The sequence below is a fragment of the Polyangium spumosum genome (assembly GCF_009649845.1).
GTDB lineage: Bacteria > Myxococcota_A > Polyangia > Polyangiales > Polyangiaceae > Polyangium > Polyangium spumosum.
On the sequence record NZ_WJIE01000013.1, the window covers coordinates 42,926 to 64,970 of the forward strand.

At 68.9% G+C, this 22,045-nt stretch carries 14 protein-coding genes; 4 read left to right on the forward strand and 10 right to left on the reverse strand.

The window, feature by feature from the left end; translation table 11 throughout:
* Positions 1 to 2 precede the first annotated feature (2 nt).
* The 6 genes from GF068_RS33010 to GF068_RS33035 all read right to left on the reverse strand — a co-directional run bounded on the left by GF068_RS33010 (position 3) and on the right by GF068_RS33035 (position 7,667).
* Complete coding sequence (locus tag GF068_RS33010) at positions 3 to 1,085, reverse strand: ABC transporter ATP-binding protein (RefSeq protein WP_153823511.1); 1,083 nt, start codon at positions 1,083 to 1,085, stop codon at positions 3 to 5.
* A gap of 18 nt (positions 1,086 to 1,103) precedes the next feature.
* Positions 1,104 to 3,059 (reverse strand): alpha-amylase family glycosyl hydrolase, encoded by a 1,956-nt coding sequence (locus GF068_RS33015; RefSeq protein ID WP_153823512.1) that lies wholly within the window; start codon positions 3,057 to 3,059, stop codon positions 1,104 to 1,106.
* A gap of 1 nt (position 3,060) precedes the next feature.
* The gene (locus GF068_RS33020; RefSeq protein ID WP_170319827.1) at positions 3,061 to 4,743 is read right to left on the reverse strand and encodes a carbohydrate porin; all 1,683 of its coding nucleotides are present in this window, start codon (positions 4,741 to 4,743) and stop codon (positions 3,061 to 3,063) included.
* A 77-nt stretch (positions 4,744 to 4,820) separates the two neighbouring features.
* Positions 4,821 to 6,155 (reverse strand): glycosyltransferase family 39 protein, encoded by a 1,335-nt coding sequence (locus GF068_RS33025; protein ID WP_153823514.1) that lies wholly within the window; start codon positions 6,153 to 6,155, stop codon positions 4,821 to 4,823.
* Positions 6,152 to 6,940 (reverse strand): BtpA/SgcQ family protein, encoded by a 789-nt coding sequence (locus tag GF068_RS33030; protein WP_206079600.1) that lies wholly within the window; start codon positions 6,938 to 6,940, stop codon positions 6,152 to 6,154. Before GF068_RS33030 ends, GF068_RS33025 begins: the two co-directional genes overlap by 4 nt.
* Before the next feature lie 13 nt (positions 6,941 to 6,953).
* Positions 6,954 to 7,667, reverse strand: coding sequence for a hypothetical protein (locus tag GF068_RS33035; RefSeq protein ID WP_153823515.1), 714 nt, complete (start codon positions 7,665 to 7,667; stop codon positions 6,954 to 6,956).
* A gap of 114 nt (positions 7,668 to 7,781) precedes the next feature.
* On the opposite strand from GF068_RS33035, the gene GF068_RS33040 reads away from it, so the two are divergent.
* Entirely contained in the window at positions 7,782 to 8,684 is a 903-nt protein-coding gene (locus tag GF068_RS33040; protein ID WP_153823516.1) for a hypothetical protein, read from the forward strand.
* Between the two features lie 34 nt (positions 8,685 to 8,718).
* Here GF068_RS33040 and GF068_RS33045 read toward each other — a convergent pair whose 3' ends face one another.
* Positions 8,719 to 10,182 (reverse strand): FAD-binding oxidoreductase, encoded by a 1,464-nt coding sequence (locus tag GF068_RS33045; protein ID WP_153823517.1) that lies wholly within the window; start codon positions 10,180 to 10,182, stop codon positions 8,719 to 8,721.
* A gap of 92 nt (positions 10,183 to 10,274) precedes the next feature.
* Here GF068_RS33045 and GF068_RS33050 point away from each other — a divergent pair, with 92 nt between their 5' ends.
* On the forward strand, positions 10,275 to 12,635 hold the full coding sequence (locus GF068_RS33050) for an Eco57I restriction-modification methylase domain-containing protein (RefSeq protein ID WP_153823518.1): 2,361 nt from the start codon (positions 10,275 to 10,277) through the stop codon (positions 12,633 to 12,635).
* A 430-nt stretch (positions 12,636 to 13,065) separates the two neighbouring features.
* Positions 13,066 to 16,395 carry an Eco57I restriction-modification methylase domain-containing protein gene (locus GF068_RS33055; protein ID WP_153823519.1) on the forward strand — a complete coding sequence of 1,110 codons (3,330 nt, stop codon included), beginning with the start codon at positions 13,066 to 13,068 and terminating at the stop codon, positions 16,393 to 16,395.
* Between the two features lies 1 nt (position 16,396).
* Here the strand turns inward: GF068_RS33055 and GF068_RS33060 are convergent, their stop codons facing one another.
* The 3 genes from GF068_RS33060 to GF068_RS33070 all read right to left on the reverse strand — a co-directional run bounded on the left by GF068_RS33060 (position 16,397) and on the right by GF068_RS33070 (position 20,493).
* Positions 16,397 to 17,398: a hypothetical protein gene (locus tag GF068_RS33060; RefSeq protein WP_338046668.1), complete on the reverse strand. Its 1,002-nt coding sequence runs from the start codon at positions 17,396 to 17,398 to the stop codon at positions 16,397 to 16,399.
* A gap of 33 nt (positions 17,399 to 17,431) precedes the next feature.
* A complete protein-coding gene (locus tag GF068_RS33065; protein ID WP_153823520.1) occupies positions 17,432 to 19,132 on the reverse strand; it encodes a VanW family protein in 1,701 nt (566 codons plus the stop codon).
* A 260-nt stretch (positions 19,133 to 19,392) separates the two neighbouring features.
* Complete coding sequence (locus tag GF068_RS33070) at positions 19,393 to 20,493, reverse strand: oxidoreductase (RefSeq protein ID WP_153823521.1); 1,101 nt, start codon at positions 20,491 to 20,493, stop codon at positions 19,393 to 19,395.
* 214 nt (positions 20,494 to 20,707) lie between these two features.
* Between GF068_RS33070 and GF068_RS33075 the strand changes: the two genes are divergently transcribed.
* Positions 20,708 to 21,931 (forward strand): hypothetical protein, encoded by a 1,224-nt coding sequence (locus GF068_RS33075; RefSeq protein ID WP_153823522.1) that lies wholly within the window; start codon positions 20,708 to 20,710, stop codon positions 21,929 to 21,931.
* Positions 21,932 to 22,045: the final 114 nt, after the last annotated feature.

Consider the following 22,045-nt stretch of genomic DNA (forward strand, 5'->3'; position numbering starts at 1 on the left):
TTTCACCTCGCGCGGAGCGACTTTCCGGTGGCCACGTCGAACAGGTGGATCGAGCGGAACACGATGGGGAGCGTCTCGCCTTTTTTGAGGCCCCGGCGGGCCTCCACGCGGGCGATGAACGGGGCGCCCGCGATCTCGCCGTGGGCATACGTCTCCGGGCCGAGCGCCTCGACGACCGACACCACGAGCTTCGTCGTCTCCCCGCCGCCCTCGGCGAGCGCCACCTCGTGCGGCCGTATGCCGAGCGTGACCTTTCGCCCCGGCTCGAGCCCGCCCGCGAACGTGGCCTCGTCGACCGGCACGACGAGGTTTTTCGCGCGAAACACCCACGAGGGGCCCGCGCGCTCGAGCTCGCCGTCGACGAAATTCATGGCGGGGCTGCCGAGGAAGGCCGCGACGAACCTCGTCGCCGGTTTGTCGAAGATCTCCAGCGGCGGGCCGGACTGCTCGACCTGGCCCTTGTTCAGCACGAAGATCACGTCGGCCAGCGTCATGGCCTCGACCTGGTCGTGCGTGACGTAGACGCTCGTCGCGCCGAGCTCGTCGTGCAGCTTGCGGATGTCCACGCGGACCTGCGCGCGCAGCGCCGCGTCGAGGTTCGAGAGCGGCTCGTCGTAGAGGTACAGGTCCGCCTTGCGTACGATCGCGCGCCCCATCGCGACGCGTTGCCGCTGCCCGCCCGAGAGCTGCTTCGGCAATCGATCGAGCAGCGCCCCGAGGCCGAGCATTTCGGAGGCGCGCTCGACCTGCTTGTTGATCTCGGCCGGATCCGTCTTCCGCAATTTCAGCCCGAACGCGAGGTTCTCCCGCACCGTGAGGTGCGGATAGAGCGCGTAGGATTGGAACACCATCGCGATGTTCCGGTCGCGCGGCTCGAGCCTCGTGACGTCACGATCGCCGAGCTCGATCTTGCCGGTGTCCGCCTCCTCGAGGCCGGCGAGCAGGCGCAGGAGCGTGGATTTCCCGCACCCGCTCGGGCCGACGAGGACGGCGAAATGGCCCTCCGGGACGCGCACGTCCACGCCCTTGAGCACCTCGGTTTGTCCGAACTTCTTCTTCAGGGCCGTGACGGTGACGGACGCCATGAACGGGACCTCCCGGGGCTATCGCTGGGACTCGGGGACGAGGACGGCGCCGCTCGAGGGCGGCAGCGTGATCGAGAGCCGCCCGTCCGGGCCGACGGTATGGGTTTGTCCGCCGTCATCGAGGACGTCGACGAGCACCGTGCCGGGCGCGGCGCCGACCTGCATGGCCTGGCCGCCGAACGCGGGCGAGCCGTCCTTCTCGATGTTCGCGTTGATCACGACGATCGCATAGGAGTCGCCCGCGTCGCCGCCCGTGCGCTCGAAGGCGAAGACATTCGCGTCCGGATCGTTCGGGCCCGTGCGGTCGCTCGCCCAGAGGATCTGGAGGTCCCCCTTGCTCAGGGCGGGGTATTTGCGCCGGATGTCCGAGAGGCGTCGAATCCACCGGAACGTGGGCGCGTTCGTGTCGTACCCCGAGATCCAGAGGTCCTCGCGGTTGCCCGGATCGTTGCCGCCCTGGAAATCCTGCTCGGTGCCGTAATACACGCACGGGATGCCCTCCTCGGTAAAGAGGAAGAGCAACGCGTTGTGCAGCATCTTCTGGCGCGTCTCGAACGGCAGCGGCGCGCCGAAGATCGGGTCCTCGGGGTACATGCCCGCGCCCGTGAAGAGGAAACGCGGCACGTCGTGGTTGTCGAGGAAGTTCACGAGCAGCTTCTGCGGCGAGATGCCCTGGCCCGCCGCGTTCACCGCGCCGCCCGCGGCCGGCGTCGCGCCGTAATTGACGGCCCGGTCGGCCCAGAGCTTCTGGATGTTCGAGGTGGGCCCGCGGTACCGGAAGACGTCGCGGACGACCTGGAATTGCTGCGGGAAGTAAAACACGCTGTCGAGCATGTCCGGCGTCAGCGGGACGCCGTCGGTCACGCACGTGTTGTCCTTCGCGAGCTCCTCGGCCGGCGGCGGGGCGTCATTGCCGTTCTTCGTGAACGAGCCGACGAGCGGATCACGGCCGTCGAAGGCCTCGCCGAACATGAAGAAGTTCGTCTTGCCCTTCGCCGCGAGGCGCTGCCGGACCTTCTGCGTGAAATGGCGCCAGAAGCCGTTCTCGACGTGCTTGACCGTGTCGATGCGGAAGCCGTCGATGTCCGTGAGCTCGATCCAGCGCGTGTACGCGTCGACCATCGCGTCGCGGATCGGGCAGAGCTCGGTGTTGACGTCCTTCAAGCCGCCCGGGAAATCACCACGCAGGAGCTGGTCGGGGTCGTCGAAATTGTAGGTGCGGCCCTTGCGGTTGTAGGCGAGGGGGTTCTGCAGGATCTCCGGCAGCGGCGGCATGTGGTTCGACGCCGGGTCGTGCGCGAAGATGATCGGCGCGAGGCCCGACTCGCCGAGCGAGGTCTCCGCTTGCACGCCGCGGACGTCGTACGTCGGGTCGTATTCGTTCTCCTTGAAGACGTCCGGCGTCCCCGGGACGGACTGGTTCAGCGGGTCGTCCGCCTGGCCATTGCCGTTGATGTCGTAGAAGAAGAGCTGGCCCATGTGGTTCGTCACGATGTCGAGGATCACCTTCATGTTCCTCGCGTGGGCCGCCTTGACGAGGCTCTGCAGAGCCTCGAGATCGCCGAACTGCGGGGCCGGCTGGGTGAGGTCCTGCGCCCAGTAGCCGTGGTAGGCGTCGAAGCCGGCGTCCGTGTAGACGTTCTTCACGACCGGCGAGATCCAGAGCGTCGTGACGCCGAGCTCGTCGAGGTAATCGAGGCGATCCTCGAGGCCCTTCCAGTCGCCGCCGTGCCATTTGCCGGGCGCCGAGGGGAAAATCGAATAGTTGTTCCCCCAGTCGCCGTCGGCGAACCGGTCGACGAGGACCTGGTAGATGATCTCCTCGCGCCAGTCGACGACGTTCGTCGCGAGCTCGACCTCGGGCGGATCCGAGAACTCCATGCAGCCCGTCGCTCCGAGCGCGGAGACGACGAGGCCGAGGATCACGGCCGATGAACGCGACGGGTTCATGAGGCTCCTTCGATTCGCTTTCATGTCATCCACCGTAGGTCGTCTGCGCGTTGAACCACCACTCGACCCCGACGCCGAAGAAATGCTCCCATTCCCTCAGGCTGTAGACGTCGTCCTTCGCATACATCGAGCGCGCCCCCTCGTCGCGGTGCGTGAGGAGGTAGATGAGCCGGAGCTGCGGGCGGCTGTAGCTGCCCTTGCCCGCGGGGCTCAAGAACGGGACGAGGCCGATGCGGAAGAGGCCGCCCATGACCGGATCGGCCGAGGGCGGCGCGATGGTTTGTCCCGGCGGCGTGGCCGCCTGCGAGCGCACGCCGCGCTGCTGCGCCTGATAGGAGATCTCGGTCGCGATGCCGCCCCACTCGGAGAGGAAGAGATGGGGGCGCGCGAGGAAGATGCCCTCGTCGACGTCGTGGTAATCGAGGCCCGGGCTCGCGTTGCGGAAGCTCCGGAAATACCCGGCCGTCATGAGCCCGAGCGGGCCCGTCTCCCAGTTGCCGGAGAGCGTCACCCATAGCTCACGCGCGCCCGACGAGGTGCGGTCGGGCGCGAGCTGGAAGGGCGAGCCGAACTCGCCGTACGCCGCGGCGCCGCCCGCATAACGGAGGAAGAGGTTCACGTGCGAGGCGTCGCGCCCCGTGAACGCGCCGAGCTGCGCGCCCACGACGAACCCCATATCGTCGGGCATGGTCTCGAACGTGCCGCGCACCTCGGTCTCGCGCTGGCCGGAGGGGATGTCGTGGAGCTCGCCGTAGAGGACCGCCTTGACGCCGGCCGTCTCGCCGACCTTCACGATATGGCTCGCCTTGAGGCTCGTGATGAACTTCTGCCGGTCGAGGACGTTGACGTCCGTCGCGCCGACCTGGTTCAAGGCCGGCGTGCGCGCCACGGTCTGGCTGAAGAAACCCGTGCGCGGCTGGTTCAGGCCGGCGTGCCAGGCGAGGAAGGTGCGGCCATTCGCGAAATCGTAGCGGAGGCCGCCGCCCATCGTGTTGAGGTTGTCGAGGGGCCAGTAATCGATGAGGTACGCGTCGTCGCCGCGGTACATGCGCGAGCCGACCCAGGCCGAGAGGCCCTTCGTGCCGATGTTGTTCGCCTGCAAGAACAGGTTCCGCACGGCCATGCGGATCGTGAAATCCGCATTGTAATGAAAGAGCGGCGCCGAGGTGCCGAGCGTGATCACGGCGCGCGTCGTCGTGCCCGTGGCTTTCCAGTAATCCTGGCGCTGGATGTCGATCTCGAAGTACGGCGATTCGTCGAGGCGCGAGCCGCGCGCCACGATGTCGGCGTCGCGGCCGGGGCGCTTGCGGAAATCGCTCGCCGCGCCGACGCGGCCGTACGTGCCCAGGAAAAACCCGGACTCCGGCGGCGGCGCCGCGGCCTTGTCAGCCTCGGCCTGCGCTTTCGGGGCCTCCGCTTTCGCCTGCTCGGCCGGCTTCACGTCGCCCGCGTCGGGGCGTTTCTCGGCCCCGCCGTCATTCGCAGGCGCAGGCGCAGGCGCAGGCGGCGGCTCGGCCTGTTTGGCCGCTTCGTCGGGGGGGGCCGGCGGCGGCGCGCCTTCGGTCGCGGGGGCCTCTGGGTCGGCGGTGGGCTCGGTTTGTGCTGCCGCGAGAGACGGGGAGGCACAGAGCGCCGCGGCGAGGAGGGCCGAGGGGACGCCGTGAACACGGCTCCTCCGCAGCCCGAATTCGGTTCCGGGTCGTCGCACGTCGGGCACGGTACACCAAGGTGCGGCCCCGCGTGAAGATTGCATCCGAGAGGAGCACGAGACGCGCCGAGGCGCGGTCAAACCCGGACCTTCCGCGGCAGCAAGCCGCGAACCCAGCCGAGCATACGGGGGAGGCCCTCGAATGCGAGGGCGATCACGATGCCGTCGTAGGGCACGCGATACCGTACGTCGCCGAAGTAAAGCATGGCCACGAGGGCGAGCGCGACGAGGTGCGCCGAGAGCAACGCGTGCCGCGCGAGGTGCGTCCGGAAGGACGCGGCGAAGGCCACGAGCATCGGCGGCAGGAGCAGGACGTTGTGCAGATCGAGCGCTCGCCGCATGGGGCGTCGGAACGCTTCGGTGCCCGAGTCGGGCCAGGCGATATTGAAGCCCCAGAGCATCACCACGTGGGAGATCGCGTATCGGGCCTGCCGGAGGGGCCCCGTCTTCGCGACGCACCGCCGCGCGAGGGCCTCGAAAGGCTCCGGGTTCCACATCGTGCCGCGGACCGAGAGCCTCCTGCCGAACGCGGGATCGAGCCGAACGAAGGCGTCCGGATCTTTCTTGTCGCGCTTGTCGAGGTACCCCATGGGCGGCGGCAAGAACGAGGCGTAGTAGCCGCGCGAGCGCGCCTCGATGTCGACGGCGTGGCAGCGGCCGAAGGCGAAATTGAGCGGGCCGTTGGCCGAGACGAGGCCGAGCCTGTCCGTGTGGTAGTGAAAACGCGCGGCGGAGACGGCGAGCACGAGGGCGACGGGCACGAGCGCGCGCGCGAGGTGCGAGGGGCGGACACGAGGCAAGGCGCGGCGGCGCGCGAGCCAGACGAGGAAGAGCAAGGGGAGCGAGAGCAGGATCTGCGGGCGGAAGGTGGCGCCGAGCGCGACGGAGAGGCCGAAAAAAAAGGCGTCGCGCCCCCGGCCCGTATCGGCGAGGCGAAGCGAAAACAGGGCCGCGGCCGTGACGCAGACCGTGAACGGCAGCTCGCTCAGGTAGTAGCCGCCGAGCGAGATCCACGGGTAATAGAAACAAGCGACGAGGGCCGCCGCCCGGGGCGCGATCCGGCCGCGGCCGAGCTGCTCGGAGAGGAGCGAGACGAGCGGCACGAGCGAGGCGCCGAGCGCCGCGAGGACGACGGCGAGCGCGGCATGGTTTTCCCGGCCAAACAACACGCGGACGAGGCCGAAGAGGGCGTGGGTGCCGTACGGGAAGAAGGCGGCCGAGGGATCCTTGCGGAGGGGCGCGTCGAGCAGGGCCGTGGAGCGCTCGAAGTAGCCGGCCATGTCGGAGTAGATGTGATCGGCAGGCGGGTGGACCACGAGGTTCCACACGAGCCGGAGCGCGAGCGCGAGGAGCGTGACGGCGACGAGGAACGTGCGGCGGCGAGGGAGCCGGCGCGATGGATGGGTGGTCATCGACGCGAGGCGCGGAAGGCTTCGGCGAAGCGCGCCGCGAGGTCGCGGTCGATCGGCGCGCCGGCGCGCCCGCCCGCGCGCAGCGCCGAGCCGACGATGATGCCGTGGGCTCTTCGGACCGCCGCGAGGTTCTCGGTGGTGACGCCGCTCGCGACGAAGACGGGGACGGAGACGGCGCGGAGGACGGTGTCGAGATCGGCCTCGGAGGCCGCGCGGCCGGTGCCGCTGCCGGTGACGAGCAACGCGTCGGCGAGGCCGCGCTCGGCGAGGTCGTGCGCCTCCTCTTCGATGGGCCGCGGCGCGAGGGGCGCGGAGTGCTTGACGTCGACGTCGCAGAAGATGCGGATGTGATCGGCCGAGAGCGCGCGGCGCGCGCGGAGCGTCTGGTGCGCGGCGCCCTGGACGAGGCCTTGATCGGTGACACGCGCGCCGGTGTGCACGTTGACGCGGATCATGTCGGCGTGGGCGGCGACGGCCACGGCGAGCGCGGCGTCCGCGTCGTTGCGCAGGATGTTCACGCCGAGGAAGACGCCCTTCGCGCCTTCCCGCGCGGCGCGCGCGCACGCCGTCATGCACGCGATCGTGATCGGCGGGACGGGGCCGGGGAAGAAGGGCGCGTCGCCGAAGTTCTCGATGACGACGCCGTCGTAGCTGGCGGCCACGAGGAGCGCGGCTTCCTGAAAGGCGCGCTCCTCGGCGGGCCCGAGATCCCCGTCGGATCGAGGGCTGCCGGGCAGGGGCGGGAGGTGGATGACGCCGAGGAGGCTGGGGAGGACGCGGGTCACGCGGGGACCTCTATCACGACGCTCCCGCGGCGCGCTTCTTCGCGGTGAACTGGTTGTAGGTCATGCGGATCGTCTCCTTCTGACCGCGGTTCAGGTAGGGATCACCGTCGAGCGTCGCGAGGAAATCGCCGCCGCCGCTCGCCGCTGCGGGCGGGGGCGGGGGCGTCTTCGTGGCCTCTTCGCGGGCCTTCGCGAGCTCGGCTTCGAGGGCCACGGCCTTCGCCTGCGACGCCTTGATCGCCGCGTCACGCTCGCGCAGCTTCGCCTCGATCTCCGCGTGTTGCTTCTGCGCGGCCTCGGCCTCGGCCGCCTTCGCCGCGCGCAGGCCCTTCGCCTCCTCGCGCGTGGTCTCCTCCATGGCGCGGGCCGCGTCTCGCTCGAGCACGAGCCGCGCGACGTCGGCCTCCATCGCCTCGAGCTTGCGCTTCGCCTCCGCGAGCTCCTCGGCCTGTTCTTTCGCGGCCTCGGCCTGTTCTTTCGCGGCCTCGGCCTCTTTCTTCGTGGCCTCGATCTGTTCCTTCGCGGCCTCGACCTCCTTCTCGGCGGCGGCGCGCTGGGACTTCTGGTGGATGAGCTCGCTCGTGGCGCGCTCGCGATCCTTGCGCTCGTCGGCGAGCTGGCGCTGCGCGATCTTGAGGCGCGCGACCGTTTGTCGCCGGAGGAGCGAGAGCATCACGCAGAGGCCGAGGGCGATGATGGTGAGCCAGTAGAGCGTGGACTGCGGCATCGAGCTTTGGGGCCTACGGTAACGGAAACGGCGCTTCGTTTCACCTCTCCCGCAGGGATCCGGCCTCCTCGATCCTGTGGGAAAAATTTTGGAGACGGACTAGGCTCCGCCGCCATGTGGTGGCTGTGGATCGTCGCGCCGATCGCCGCGGGGCTCATCTTCGTGCTCACGGGGCAGGTGGACAGGCGGGCTCTGTCGGCAATCGAGGCCTGGCGCTCGGCGCTCGGCGCGCGGCGCGCGGGGCAGGGCAAGGCCGGGGCGAAGGCGGGCGCGAAGAAGAAGAAGGGCAAGGACACGCGCCCGAAGCGGATCGGGGGCCTCGCGTCCGATCTCGCCCGGGCGGCGGAGCTCGCGGGCGGCGGGAAGTTGCTCGGCGATTACGAGCTCGCGCCGAAGGTGGCCTTCGCGCGGTTCGTCCAGGGAGATCTCGCGGGCAGCAGCGATCATCAGACGGTGATCGCGCGCCTGGAGGAGCCCGGCCCCACGTTCACCGCGCGCCCGCTGCCCTTCGTCGACGGCAAGCTCGCGCCGAACACGGGCATCGAGTTCCGCAAGCACCCGGAGTTCATGGAGAGGTACCTCGTCGACGGCTCGGCCGCGTCGGCGAAGGCGATCGGCAAGTGGCTGACGCGCCCGCTGCGCGAGCTGCTCGTCGAGCCGGGCGAGGTGTGGGTGCGCGTGGAGGGCAAGGCCATGCTGCTCACGATCTACGGGCCGATCCGCGAGGACAAGATCGCGGCGCTGCTCGAGGTCGCGGACGTGTTCGTCGCCGAGCACGGCACAGACGGTGGACCGTCGCTCTTCGGTGAGGACGAGGAGACACGCGCGGCGCGGCTCGCGGAAGAAGAGGACGACGAAGACGACGAGGACGACGAGGACGACGAGGACGAAGACGAGGACGACGACGACGAGCCCTCGAAGCCTTCGGCCAAGGCGCCCGCGAAGCCTGCACAGAAGGCGCCCGCGAAGCCTGCACAGAAGGCGCCCGCGAAGTCGTCGAAGCCGCAGAAGCGCTGAGCGCGCGGCGCCTACCAAGGGCCGGGGGGCCTTGTCAAGGCTCGCGAGCGCTCGGTGGGGGAATGGACTGCGGGAAGGAAAAGACGCCGTCCGGATCGTACTTCGCCTTGATGGCCGCGAGCCTCGGGAGGTTCGCCCCGTAGTAGGCCGTCGGCCAGTCCTCGACCAGGATATCGATGTAATTCACGTAGGCGCCCCTCGTGTAGGGCAACATCGCGCGGCGGAAATGGTCGACCCACGCGATGAACCTGGCCTCGTCCCTCGGATCCTCCCAGTACGACTGATACTGCATGCTGCAGAGCGCCTCGCGGTGGGGGAACGCCGTCGCGTCGGGCGCGATCCTGGCCACCGCGCCGCCATAAGCATTGAGGTGCACGAGGCAGCGGGGGCTCGGCGCGCGCTCGAGCTCCGCGATCATCGTCGCGATCGCGTCGCTGCCGAAGGGCTCGTACGCATAGGCGGAGGTATTCTTGAATTTCCGCTGCGTCTGCCGCACGGGTGACGTCCAGGCGTCGGCGTCACCCCCGAGCTCGGCGAATTCGCCGATGGCCTGCATGTAGGGCATGCGCCGGATGGACAAACTCGTCGGCGCGGCGGCGGAGAGGAGCGGGTCGAGCAGCGCGCGGAGCTCGTCCGCTCCTCCGCCCACGAGCTGGCCCCCGCATCGGACCCTGCCGCTGCCGAGCAGGCTGAGCCCACACGTGAGGCGATCGTCGGCATACGGCGCGAAGTCCTGCCAGGCCGTGAGGACCTGGGCGAGGTCGCCCTTGCGCCACGAGAGGTCGAACACGGTGACGTCGGGGATCGGGTGAACCTCGAACGTGAAAGCGGTGACGATACCAAAATTGCCGCCGCCGCCCCCGCGTGAGGCCCAGAGGAGGTCCGGTTCGTGGGTCTCGTCCGCGAAGATCACCTCGCCCGCGGCCGTGACCATTTCGACGGCCCGCAGGCTGTCGCAGAGGAGCCCCAGCGTGCGGACGAGCGCGCCGTGCCCGCCGCCGAGCGTCAGCCCGGCGACGCCGACCGTGGGGCAAGAGCCCGCGGGGAGCGTGACGCCGACCTCGCCGAGCGAATCATAGACGTGCAGGAGCGAGGCGCCGGCCTCGATGACGGCCGTGCGCCGATCCTCGGCGACGCGTACGGTTCGCATGTCGCTCACGTCGATGACGAGCGCGTCGTCCGCGGTCGAGTACGCCTCGTAGCAATGCCTCCCGCTCCGGGGCCGGACGGGGACGCCACGCGCGCGCGCCCATCGAATGGCGTTCACGACATCGTTTACATTCTGGCAAAAAACAATGGCGAGCGGATGCCTGGAGAAGCGCCCATTGTACGATTCGCGGGCATCTTCATATCCGAGATCTCCAGGGACGACGACGCGGCCCGTGAGGCGCTCTCCCTGCACGGCGCCGGCGGCGCCGGGCTCGAGGCCCGCCGCGAGCGCGGCGCCGCTCGCGCCGGCCATTTGCAGGAACTGTCTCCGGGAGGAGCGGCTTCGCATGGCGAAGCGTCGAAGCAAGGGGCGCGCCGTGGGCCTTCGTCGTCATGCAGCCGCCTCTTGCGGACGCGTCGAAGATACCTTGAACTACAGGAATGAACGCCGCCCGGAGGCTGCACGCGGAGCTGCGTGATCTGCGGATCAGGCTCCACCGCGACCTCTGCCGGAGGCACCCGGACCGAGCCCCGACCGACCTGCTCCGATCGACCCAGACCCTCCTCGATCGAGCCCTGTTCATCGCCTTCGCCGAGGAGCGAGGCCTGTCGCCGGAGGATACCCTCGAAAGCGAGCTCTTCGCGCCGAACGAGGACATCGACGGGCTCGACGTCACCGACGTGATGCGCGCCGAGCTCGCGAAGCTCGCGGCGTACGAGCATCGAAAGGACGTGTCCGTGGAGGACCTCGGCCACGTCTTCGAGCGATCGATCGCCGACCTCGAAGAGCTGCGTGGTCATCGCGGGCCCAGCCGGCGAAAGACCGAGGGGGTCTTCTACACGCCCGCGTTTCTCGCGCGTTTCCTCGTCGAAGAGACGCTCGGGCGGGTGTTCGAGGAGCGGTGGCAGGTGGCCCTCGCCGCGCACGGGCCCGAGGCGAGGCGGGCGTATCGAGAGGACCTCCGGACGATCCGCGTGCTCGATCTCTCCTGCGGCGCGGGCGCGTTTCTGCTCGCCGCGTTCGAGGCATTCGCGCGTGAATACGAGCGCGTGAACGCGGGGCTCGATGTCGCGGAGACGGTGCTCCACGAGAACCTCTTCGGGGTCGACGTGAGCGCCGAGTCGGTGGAGATCACGAAGCTCTCCCTGTGGCTGAAGACCGCCGCGCGCGGGCGCAGGCTGACCTGCCTCGACGAGAACATCCGATGGGGAAACAGCATCATCACCGACGGGCGGGTCGACCCTCGCGCGTTCGATTGGAGCGCGCGCTTCCGGGAAGGGTTCGACGTCGTGATCGGAAACCCGCCCTACGTGCGGCACGAGCTCCTCACGAGGTACAAGGAGCACCTCTCGGCGACGTACCGGGCTCATCATGGGATGGCGGATCTGTTCGTGTATTTCTTCGAGCGCGGCATTTCGGTGCTGAAGCCGGGCGGGCGGCTCGGGTTCATCGTGGCGAACAAGTGGCTGCGCGCGGGGTATGCCGAGCCGTTGCGCAGGCTCCTCGCGACGGAGACGCGCCTCGAGTCGATCGTCGACTTCGGCCACGCGCCGATCTTCCCCGACGCCGACGCTTTTCCGTGTGTCGTGACGCTCGCGAAGCCGGAGGGCCCCGCGCCCTCCGCGCTCCATGACGTGCACGTGACCATGTTCCCGCGGGAGGAGCTCTCGGCGAGCGCCGTCCCCGAATACGTCCGGCAGCATCGATATCCCGTGCCGCAATCACGATTCGACGCCGCCCCGTGGAGCCTCGAACCGCCGGCGCTCCAAGCCTTGATGGCCAAGCTCCGATCCGCGGGGGCGCCGCTCACCGAGTTTGCCGGGACGAAACCCTATTATGGCATCAAGACGGGGTGCAACGAGGCGTTCGTCGTCGATCCCTCCACGAGGGACGCGCTCTTGCGGGCCGATCCGCATTGCGGCGAGCTCATGAAGCCATTTTTGCGGGGGCAGGACATCGATCGGTGGGTCGCGACGCCGTCGAATCTGTGGATGCTCTACATCCCCTGGGACCTCGACATCCGCCGTTTTCCTTCCGTGCTGCGTCACCTCGAAGGGCATCGTGATACCCTGGAGGGCCGCCCGGAGGTGAAGGCCGGGCGTTTTCCGTGGTTCGCCCTCAGCCGGTATGCGGCCGATTATGCGCACCTCTTCGCGGTGCCGAAGATCTGTTATGCGGATCTGGCCTGGAGGAGCGAATTCTGCCTCGACGAGCGGGGCACGTTTCTGAGTGATCTCTGCTTCATGATCCCCACAAAGGACCCGTGGGTCCTCGCGGTCCTCAACGCGCCGCTGCTCTGGGCCTATCTCTGGCGCAACGTCGTGCACGGCAAGGACGAGGTCCTGCGGCTGAAGAGCATGTACATGGAGTCCATTCCCATCGCGACGCCGCCGCGAGCGGCCCGCGACGAGGCCGAGCCGGCCGTCGCCAGGCTGATCGAATCGACGAAGGAGAGCCACCACGCGCGCGCGGCCGTCCTCGATTCGTTACGTTCGCAATTCGCCGTCGCGGAGCCCGGGAACAAGCTCTCCGATTTCGCGTCGCTCGACGCGGACGCGTTCGTGCAGGAGGTGTTGAAGCGTCGGCCGAAGGCCGCGGGCAAGCTGAGGGCGGCCGAGATGAAGGCGCTCCGCGAGATGTATGCGGACGAGGCTTTGCCGATGCGGGAGCGACGGCGGGAGGCGCTCGGGCTCGAACGGCGGCTGTCGGCGCTGGTGAACGAGGCGTACGGGCTCACGGCGGAGGAGGTGGCGCTTTTGTGGAAGACCGCGCCGCCGCGGATGCCGTTCGGGCCGGGGTAGTCGCCGAGGCGTCGCGCGCGAGCGAGGCGCGAGGCGGGTGGGCGCGTCCCGGAGGCGCGTGGGCGCAAGAAAATGTCGCGTGGGCAGGAGGCGAAGTCGCGCGCGAGGGGCGGTGGGGCGAGCGTGCGTGAGGCGCGCGTGGCGCGTGCGCGAGGTCGGGTCGCGCGCGCATGACGTGGAGATCGTTCGGGAATGTCAGGAAGGCGTGCGCGCGCGTCTCCAGGTCGCGCGGGCACGAGGGGAAGGCGTGCGCGCGCGACCTGGAGACGGGCGCACGAGACCTTCGGGTATCGTGCGCGAGACCTTCGGGTCGTGTGCGCGAGACCTTCGGGTGTCGTCGAGGGGTGAACTTACGTTGTCCGTGGATGTGGGTGTGTGTGCTGCTTGAAGTTCTTGCGTTCGGGCGGTAGGTGCCCTTAACTGCCGCGCCATGAGCCTCTCGCGGACCCGCTTGCCCCTGTTTCATGCAGGCATCCTCAAGCAGCGTCTGTCAGGACACACGTTTCCTGCGGATCTCGATGCACGCCATGAGATTTTGAAGAAATGGGTCCTGGCGCAGCGGGCCGGGAAGCTCGATTCGGCCAAGGAGGTCGAGCTGCACGGGGAGTTCCTCGGCGATGTGTTCGGTCGGGCGCTCGGGTATCGGACGCGCACCGGGTCGGGCGCGGGCGCGTGGGAGATCTCGGCCGAACGCACGATGGGGGGCGGGGGAAAGTCGGCCGATGGTGCGCTCGGGTTTTTCGCGCCAGGCAAGCCCGCCGTGGTGCTCGCGCCGATCGAGCTGAAGGGCGCCAAGCGCTCGCTCGATCACGCGATGGGTCGGGTCCACACGCCGGTGCAGCAGGCCTGGGATTACGCGAATCACTCGCCCGGCTGTCGCTTCATCCTCGTGTCCAATTACAAGGAGACGCGGCTTTACAGCACGGCCCGCACGCCGGAGGCCTACGAGAGTTTCCTCCTCTCGGAGATGGAGGACATCGAGGCGTTCAAGCGCTTCTACCTCCTCCTCGGCCGCGAGCACCTGCTCCCGGCCGAGCCCGGGGGCGTCTCGTTCGTCGACGAGCTGCTCGCCGCGTCGGTGAAGGAGGAAGCCGACGTAACGAACCGGCTCTACGTAGAATATCGTGACCTGCGAAAGAAGCTCTATCGGGACCTTTGTCGGCGACACCCGAACCTCCCCGCGGCCGACGTTCTCCAGTACGCGCAGACCATCCTCGATCGGATCCTGTTCATCGCCTTCGCCGAGGATCGGGGCCTTTTGCCGAAGGACACGATCAAGAACACCTGCGATTACCGGAATAAGTTCAGGCCGGTGCCCGTGTGGGAGAACTTCTGCGCCGTGTTCCGGTGGATCGATAAGGGGCACGAGGCGGAGCGCTTCCCCGAGTACAACGGCGGGCTCTTCGCGCCGAACACGAACATCGACGAGCTCGAAGTCACGGACGAGATGTGCGCCGAGTTCAAGAAGCTCGCGGCGTACGACTATCGAGACGACGTCTCGGTGGACGTGCTCGGGCACATCTTCGAGCAGTCGATCACGGACCTGGAGGAGCTGCGCGGCAATTCGGGGATCGTCTTGCCCGATCAGCCGAAGCTCTCCAAGCGAAAGGCCGAGGGTGTCTTCTATACGCCCGCGTTCATCACGCGGTTCATCGTCGATCAGACGCTCGGGCGGGTGTTCGAGGAGCGGTGGCAGGCGGCCCTCGGCGCGCACGGGCCAGGCGCGAAGAAGCTGAAGGAGGGGTCGCCCGCGTGGAAGGCGGCGTGGACGGCGACCTACGAGGCGTATCGAGAGGACATCAAGAAGATTCGCGTGCTCGATCTCTCCTGTGGATCGGGCGCGTTCTTGATTGCCGCGTTCGACGCGTTGTCACGCGAGTACGAGCGCGTGAACGCCGAGCTCTCGGAGCTGAACAAGGGCCAGGCGACGATCTTCGACCTCACGAAGACGGTGCTCAACAACAACCTGTTCGGGGTCGACGTGAACGCCGAGTCGGTGGAGATCACGAAGCTCTCCCTGTGGCTGAAGACGGCCGAGCGCGGACGGAAGCTCACGTACCTGGACAGCAACATCAAGTGGGGCAATAGCATCGTCCGCGATCCGATGATGGATCCGCTGGCGTTCGACTGGACGACGGGCGAACACGTGCGAGCCCTCTTCGATCCGCCGACGGCGCCCGAGGCGGCGGAGATCAACGCGCGCTGGCGTGAGGGGTTCGATGTCGTCATCGGCAATCCACCTTATGTGCGGCAAGAGCTCCTGACGAAGATCAAGGATCATCTGCAGGCGAACTACCGTGCGTATCATGGAATGGCGGATTTGTTCGTGTACTTCTTCGAGCGGGGGATCTCGGTGCTCAAGCCGGGAGGGCGGCTCGGGTTCATTGTCGCGAACAAGTGGCTACGCGGGGGGTATGCGGAGGCTCTGCGTAAGCTCCTCGCGGCGGAGACGGAGCTGGAGACGATCGTGGACTTCGGCCATGCGCCGATTTTCCCGGACGCCGACGCCTTCCCATGCGTGGTGACCCTCGCGAAGCCGGCGAGCGCATCGCCCTCTCCATCTCATGAGGTGAACGTGACCATGTTCCCCCGGGAGGAGCTCGCAGCCAACGCCATTCCTGAGTACGTTCAACAGCACCGATACCCCGTGCCACAGTCGCGCCTCACTGCCGCTCCGTGGAGCCTCGAACCATCGGCGCTGGAGGCCTTGATGGCCAAGATTCGAGCCGCGGGTGTGCCGCTCACCGAGTTCGCGGGCGTCAAGCCGTATCGGGGCATCGTGACCGGTTACAACGAAGCGTTCATCATCGACACCGCCACGCGGAACCGGCTCGTATCCGAGGATCCCCGGTCTGCAGAGGTGATCAAGAAATACCTTCGAGGCCAGGACATCGATCGTTGGGCATCCGAATGGGGGGGGCTCTGGATGATTTTTGCCAGGCATGGGTTCGACATCTCCTCGTACCCAGAAATCGAGCAGCATCTCCTGCAATTCAAGGACTCCCTCGAGCCGCGGCCGCGCGACTACCGGGGGTCGAACTGGCCCGGTCGTAAGCCTGGCGCTTACAAGTGGTTCGAATTGCAGGACGCCGTCGACTACTGGCAACGATTCGAGCAACCCAAGATCGTCTATCAGGTCATCCAGTTCCACCCAGCATATGCCATCGATCGCACCGGGCTGTACCTCAACGACAAGGGGTTCTTCATCCCCAGCACCGACTCGTGGCTGCTAGCCGTCCTCAATTCTCCGCTCATGTGGTGGCACAATTGGCGGTACTTGACGCATCTCAAGGACGAGGCGCTGACGCCCCTCGGCGTAAAGATGGAAAATTTGCCGATCGCCGCCCCAGCACAGGCGATGCGCGACGAGGCAGAGCCGGCCGTCGCCAGGCTGATCGAGCTGACGAAGAAGAACCACGACGCGCAGGCAGCCGTCCTCGATTCGCTGCGTACACAATTCACCGTCGCGAAGCCGGGGAACAAGCTCGCCGACTTCGCCTCGCTCGACTCCGACGCGTTCGTGCACGAAGTGCTGAGGCTCCGCCCCAAGGCCGCGGGCAACCTCAAGGTCGCCGAGCTGAAGGCGCTCCGTGAGATGTACGCCGACGAGGCCCTCCCCATCCAGGAACGAAGGCGCGAAGCGCTCGGGCTCGAACGGCGGCTGTCGACGCTGGTCAACGAGGCCTACGGGCTCACGTCCGAGGATGTGGCGCTCCTCTGGGATACGGCGCCGCCGCGAATGCCCTTCAAGCCGGCCTGACTCAATCCTCCCGCACGAGCAACTTCCGCAAGAGCTCCAGCGGGTGGAACCCCAGCATCTCCTCGAGCTCGCCATGCTGCGCGCTCTTCGCCGCCCGGTCCCAGAGTCGCTCGATCGACCCCGCCACCACGCCGTTCGAATCGACCCGCTCCATCACCTTGCGCATCGCCAAAAACGCCGCGCGGCTCGCGTCGATCCCGAGCGGGATCGCCATCGGCGCGGGCAAGGGCGAGAGGATGATGTCGCGCACGAACGCCGCGCGCGCCCACGCGCCGGGGCTCGGGTCCACCTCGAGCGCGCGGAACGTCGCCGTCTCCGCGTAACAGCCGAACGCGATCGGGCCGACGCGGTCCTCGATCGCGTGCGAGAGGTGCCGGTAGTCGCGGCGCCAGTCGCCCGAGAGCAGGCCCATGTCGCCGCGGATCTCGTCGGGGCCGAGGATCAAGCTGATCCCGTCCTGCCCGCGCTTGAGCGCCACGCTCGCCCAGAGCTCGCCGCCCTCGAAGATGCCGAGCACCAACGCCTTGCCGATCGGACACACCGCGTCGAGGCTGCGGCGCACCATGCCCGGCGTCGGGATCGGCACGCCCCGGAGGCGCAAGGGCCACGCCGCGAGGCGGCCCGCGGCGAGCTCGTCCTGCGCGAGCGAGAAGAGCGTGAGCGTCTGCGTCGCGAGGTCGTCGCCCCTGCGCGCGCGCGCCGCGAAGCGCTCCATGATGCGCTCGAGCGTGCCGCTCTCGAGCACGATGCAGAAGCTCGCCTCGTGACGCTTCGCCAGCTCCTCGGCCGTCATCGGCCACGGGATGTCGTCGATCCCGAGCCGGCCCACGTTCGTGTGCAGGAGCTTCTGCAAGCGGCCGCGGTCGTGGACGGCGATCACGCCGCCACGCGGGCGGTTCGGATCACGCAGCTCGCCCGAGGTTCGTCGCGGCCGGAAGAGCGACAGGACGCGGACCCAGTCCGTCGCGGTGAACCCCTCGAAACGTACGTGGGGGGAGAGCACGGGCGCGGAGGGTAGCCCTTCGCAAGGTGGTTGTCAGGTCCCGCTCTCGGCCGCGGGCTTCTTCTTCTTCTTCTTGCGCTTCTTCTTCTTGCCCTTGTCGTCGTCGGCCTTCTTGTCGCCGTCCTTCTCCGCCGAGGCCGGCCGCGTCGCGGAGGCCTCGCCCTCTTGCGCGCCCTCGGCCGTGTCCTTGCTGCGGTAGTGCGAGAGGCCGAGCTTCTCGTAGTAGCCACGCTCGCCCGTGCGGCCGGGCTCGCGGCTCTCGATGGTGCCGCCGCCAGGCTCGGGCTCGGTCGTGCCCGGCGTGCGGATGTCGGGGCCCTGCGTGACCACGAGGTACTCGTCCACGACGTACTCGGGGTGATCGTCGTCCTTCAGCTTGACGTCGTCCTCCTTCGGGCCGGTGCCGACGTTGAAGATCTGCGCCGTGGGCGGGTACTGGTCGCTCCACTTGTAACGAACCGCGTGGGCGCCGTCGCGCACGACACGCGAGCTCGTGGTTCTGAAGCCAGGGATGCCGCGCTGCGCGAGCACGCGCGCGCCTTCGGGGAGCTTGGGCGTCTGGCGCTCGACCTCCTCGAACGGGATCACCTCGTCGATGCGACGGAAGTAGGTGACCGTGTGGCGGCGCTCGGGGCCGAGGATCTCGGCGCGCACGACGCCGTTCGAAACGGTCTCGTGCAGGACGATCGGGAAGTCGAAGGGGTTGCGGAAGCGGAAGTTGATCGTCGGGTAGACGACGGTCGCGTCGAGGCCGAGCTTGATGTAGTAGCTCGGCCGCGAGTGCGGGTACCGCTCGACGATGTCGAGGCCAGCGAAGAAGGCGGCGCCGTGCAGCGTGCCCGAGATCTGGCAGGTGCCGCCGCCGAGGCCGTCGACGAGCTCGCCCTGCGCGATGACGGTCGCGACGCGGTAGCCGTGGGCCTCGTCGCGCGGGCCGACGACGTCGTTGAAGTCGAAGATCTCGCCCGGCATGACCACGGCGCCGTCGAGCTTCGAGGCCGCGAGCCTGAGGTTGTAGGTGCGGTCCTTGGCCTTCTGGCCGAGCGTGTAGCGGGTCTCGAAGTAGCCGAGCACGTGGCTGAACTCGACGTTGCCCATCTGCTCGGCGCGGCGCTTGGGCAGGACGGTCTCGACCGCCGCAAGGACCTCGTCCGCGCCCTGGCGGAAGGCCGCGTCGATGCGCGCGATCGTGCCGTAGACGTCGAGCCTGTGGCCGTCCTTCTCGGGGACGAGCTTCTTCTGGGCGAGGTCGACGTAGGCGTCGGTCGGGGCCGCGTCGAGCTCGCTCTTCAGCGCGAGGAGTTTGTCGACGGCGGCCTCGGCGTCGAGGATGAGCGGCAAGGGCACGTCGAGTGGCTCGCCGGGGCGCTTCTCGTCGTGGACGCGGCGCAGGGGGCTGCCCTCGCGGAGGGCCTCGCGCACGAAGCCCGCGAGGCGGACGCGGTCGATCTCGGCGCCGAGCGCGCCGCGGCGGATCTTGCGGCCGGTGCCGTCGGGCAGCTTGATCGTGATCTCGCCGGAGGCGTACCTGCGCACGAGGTCGAGCGCGTTCGCCACCGGATCTCCCTGCATGGGCACGGACATGCCGGCGACGCGGAGCTCGGGCGCGGGGCGCTTCACGGGCGCCTCGGGCGCGGGCGGCAGGAGCAGCCACGTGATGCCGAGGCCCGAGCCGATCGCGATCGCGGCCATCGCCGCGTACCGTTTGACCTCGAAGGATCGCGGGGCTCGCATCGCCCGCGCATCTTGGAAAGAGAGGCGGGAGGCGTCAAGTCGGCGGCTCGATGCAACAAAGTTGCAAAAGCATCCGAGCTGGTTTAGAAGGCGGATGGGGCACGGCGGTTCGTTGGTCGACCGCCGTGCGTCACGGCGCTCGCGGGGGCGCGGGCTTCCCGGACCCCTTCTTCTCCCGCGCCCTCGCGAGCGTTTTTTCCCGAGAGAGGCGAGCTCGCTGCGCGACCTCGCGGAGCGCCGAACCAGTTCGGCGCTCCGTTTCAGCGCGTTTCGTTCGGCTGCACCAGGCCCTTGAAGCGGCCGAGGTAACGGACGAAGCCGTCGCTGAGGCCACGCGCGCGCAGGTCTTCGGGCGACATCGGAGGGCGCTTCGGCTCCCAGGCCGCGTCACGCGCGGCGCGGGGCCAGTCGGGGTTCAAGATGGCGGAGCGGCCGAGCGCGACGGCGTCGGCGCCACGCTCGAGGAGCGACTCGGCCTCGGCGCGTGTCCAGATCTTGCCCGCGACGAGGAGCGGGATCCCGTCCGGGAGAGCGCGGCGGAAGAGCGGGACGGGATGCTCGTCCGGGCGCTTCTTCGTGTTCGCGAAACTGTCCCAGAGCGAGACGTGGAGGAAGTCGATCCCGTCGTCGGCGAGCCATCCGGAGAGGGTGAGGTTCTCGTCGAGGTCGAGGCCCTTCGACTGGGCCATGTCCTCGGGCGAGATCCGCACGCCGACGAGGAAGGAGGCGGGCACCGCGGCGCGGACGGCGCGCGTGGCCTCGCGCAGGAGGCGCGCGCGGTTCTCGAAGGAGCCGCCGTAGGCGTCGTCGCGCTTGTTGCCGGTCGCGCTGAGGAACTGGCCGAGGAGGTAGCCATGCGCGCCGTGCAGCTCGACGCCGTCGAAGCCCGCGTGGTGCGCGCGGACGGCGGCGTCGCGGAAGGCGGCGATCACGCGCTCGATGTCCTCGCTCGTCGCGGCGCGCGGGTTCGAGGGATCCTCGGGCATCTCGCTCGCGCTCCACGGTCGCGCGCCGGTGAGGCGGGCGTCGGCGCGGGCGCCGCCGTGGAAGATCTGGACCATGGAGACGGTGCCGCGCTCGCGGAGCGACGTGGCGAGGCGCGTGAGGCCCGGCAGGAGCTTGTCGTCGTAGATGCCGAGCTCGCCCTCCCAGCCCTGACCGTCGAGCAGGACGTGCGACGCGCAGGTCGCGACGACGCCGAAGCCACCCTCGGCCCGGAGCTCGAGCCAGCGGAGCTCGTCGTCGGAGAGGGTGCCGTCAGCGTGGCTCTGGAGGTTCGTCATGGGGGCGAGCGCGACGCGATTGCGCGCCGTGCGGCCGTTCCGGAACGTGAGCGGAGCGAAGAGGTCTTTCGAGGCCATCGTGCGCGAGGCTAGCAGCGTCACGGCCTCGGTTCATCATCGGACATACAACGTCCGAGCCGACGCGCTCGTTCATTGAAATGAGCCTGGGGATCCATTAAAGAAAGCAGACGTACCGCGGCCGGCAGAGGGGCGCGGCGAGGGCGGGCCGGACGCGCCGGCTGCCCGCGCCGCGCGCGGCGCGGACGCCAAGCTTTTTCCCCACGAGGCTCGCATGAACCTTGCTGCACAGCGCTCGCCCGCCGCGCGCGCGGGCGCTTCCGATCGATTCGTCGCCGATGAATTCTTGAGCATTCGCGGCCGCGCGGTTCGATGGGAGCTCGCCGCATGGTCGGCGTCGATCACGCAGGCGCTCGCCCGAGCGCTCGCGCGGAGCCGCGAGGAGCGCCTCCCCGCGCTCGCCGCGTGCTTCGAGGAGGCGACGCTCGTCGCAGGTCACCTCGGCCGGCACGAGGACGCGCGCCGGATCGCGGAGGCGGCCGTCCGGTGCTTCGGGGCGATCGCCCGGCAGAAGCGCTCGGCCGAGGCGCTCGCGTTCGCCGTCTCCGCGCTCGCCTCGGTGGGCGCCGCGGAGCGCGCGGCAGGCAGGCTCGACGAGGCGCTCCTGCACCTCGGCCGCGTGCGTTCGCTCGGCCTCGGCGCGGAGATCGGCGCGGGGCTGCTCCGCGTGACGCGCGCGCAATGGGAGAGCGTGCTCGCGCTCGAGCCGGCCGCGGCGCGGGCGATCGCGCTCGCTTCGGCGACGGAGGCGCTCTCGGCGCTGCTCGCGGCGCGCAGGCTCGAGGACGTCGTCTCGCTCGCGCTCGTGTCGCGGCGCGGCGCGACCGATCCCCCGGCGCTCGAGTGGGCGCGCAAGGAGGCCGCGCTCTCCGCGCTGTGCCACCTCGGCCGCCCCGACGAGGCGCTCGCGCTCGCGGCGCGTTACACCGTGGAGGCGGGCGAAGGCGAGCGGCTCGTGTTCGAGCTGCGCCGCGCCGAGGCGCTCGCGTGTTTCGGCGACGCCGGAAAGGCGCGCGCGCTCGCCGAGGTGGTGCTCGGGCAGCTCGAACGAAAATGGCGGGCGCGGCCCGGGACGCTCGAAGACGTGCGGCTGGCCGCGCGGGTGGCGCGGCTCTGCGCGCTGCTCGGGGAGGCGTCGTCGGCCGATTTTTGCTGGGCTGCGCTGGCGGAGGCGCTCGCAGTGGGCGATGTGCCGCTGCAGGCGGAGCTGCTCGTGCACATCGTCGAGACCGACTGGGACGAGGAGCGACGCGAAGACGCGGGGGAGCTCTTGCGCGCGGTGGCGCTCGCTTCCGGTTATCGATTGCCCGCGGCCGAGCGTGTCCTCTCGCCCGAGGACGGCCCGCGCTCGGCGCGCCCGGCGGACGAGCGCGCTCCTGGTTTCTCCTCGCTCGTCGCCTCGCTCTGCGCGCTCGATCCGGGGCGGCGCACGTCGTAATCGTCGAAATCGCGAAAATCCGGGCGCCCGCCCGGAAACCTGGCGAGCGCGCCTCGCACGGTGCGCATTCTTTGCGCCACGCATGTTCATTGCATGTTCAATTTTATGACACAT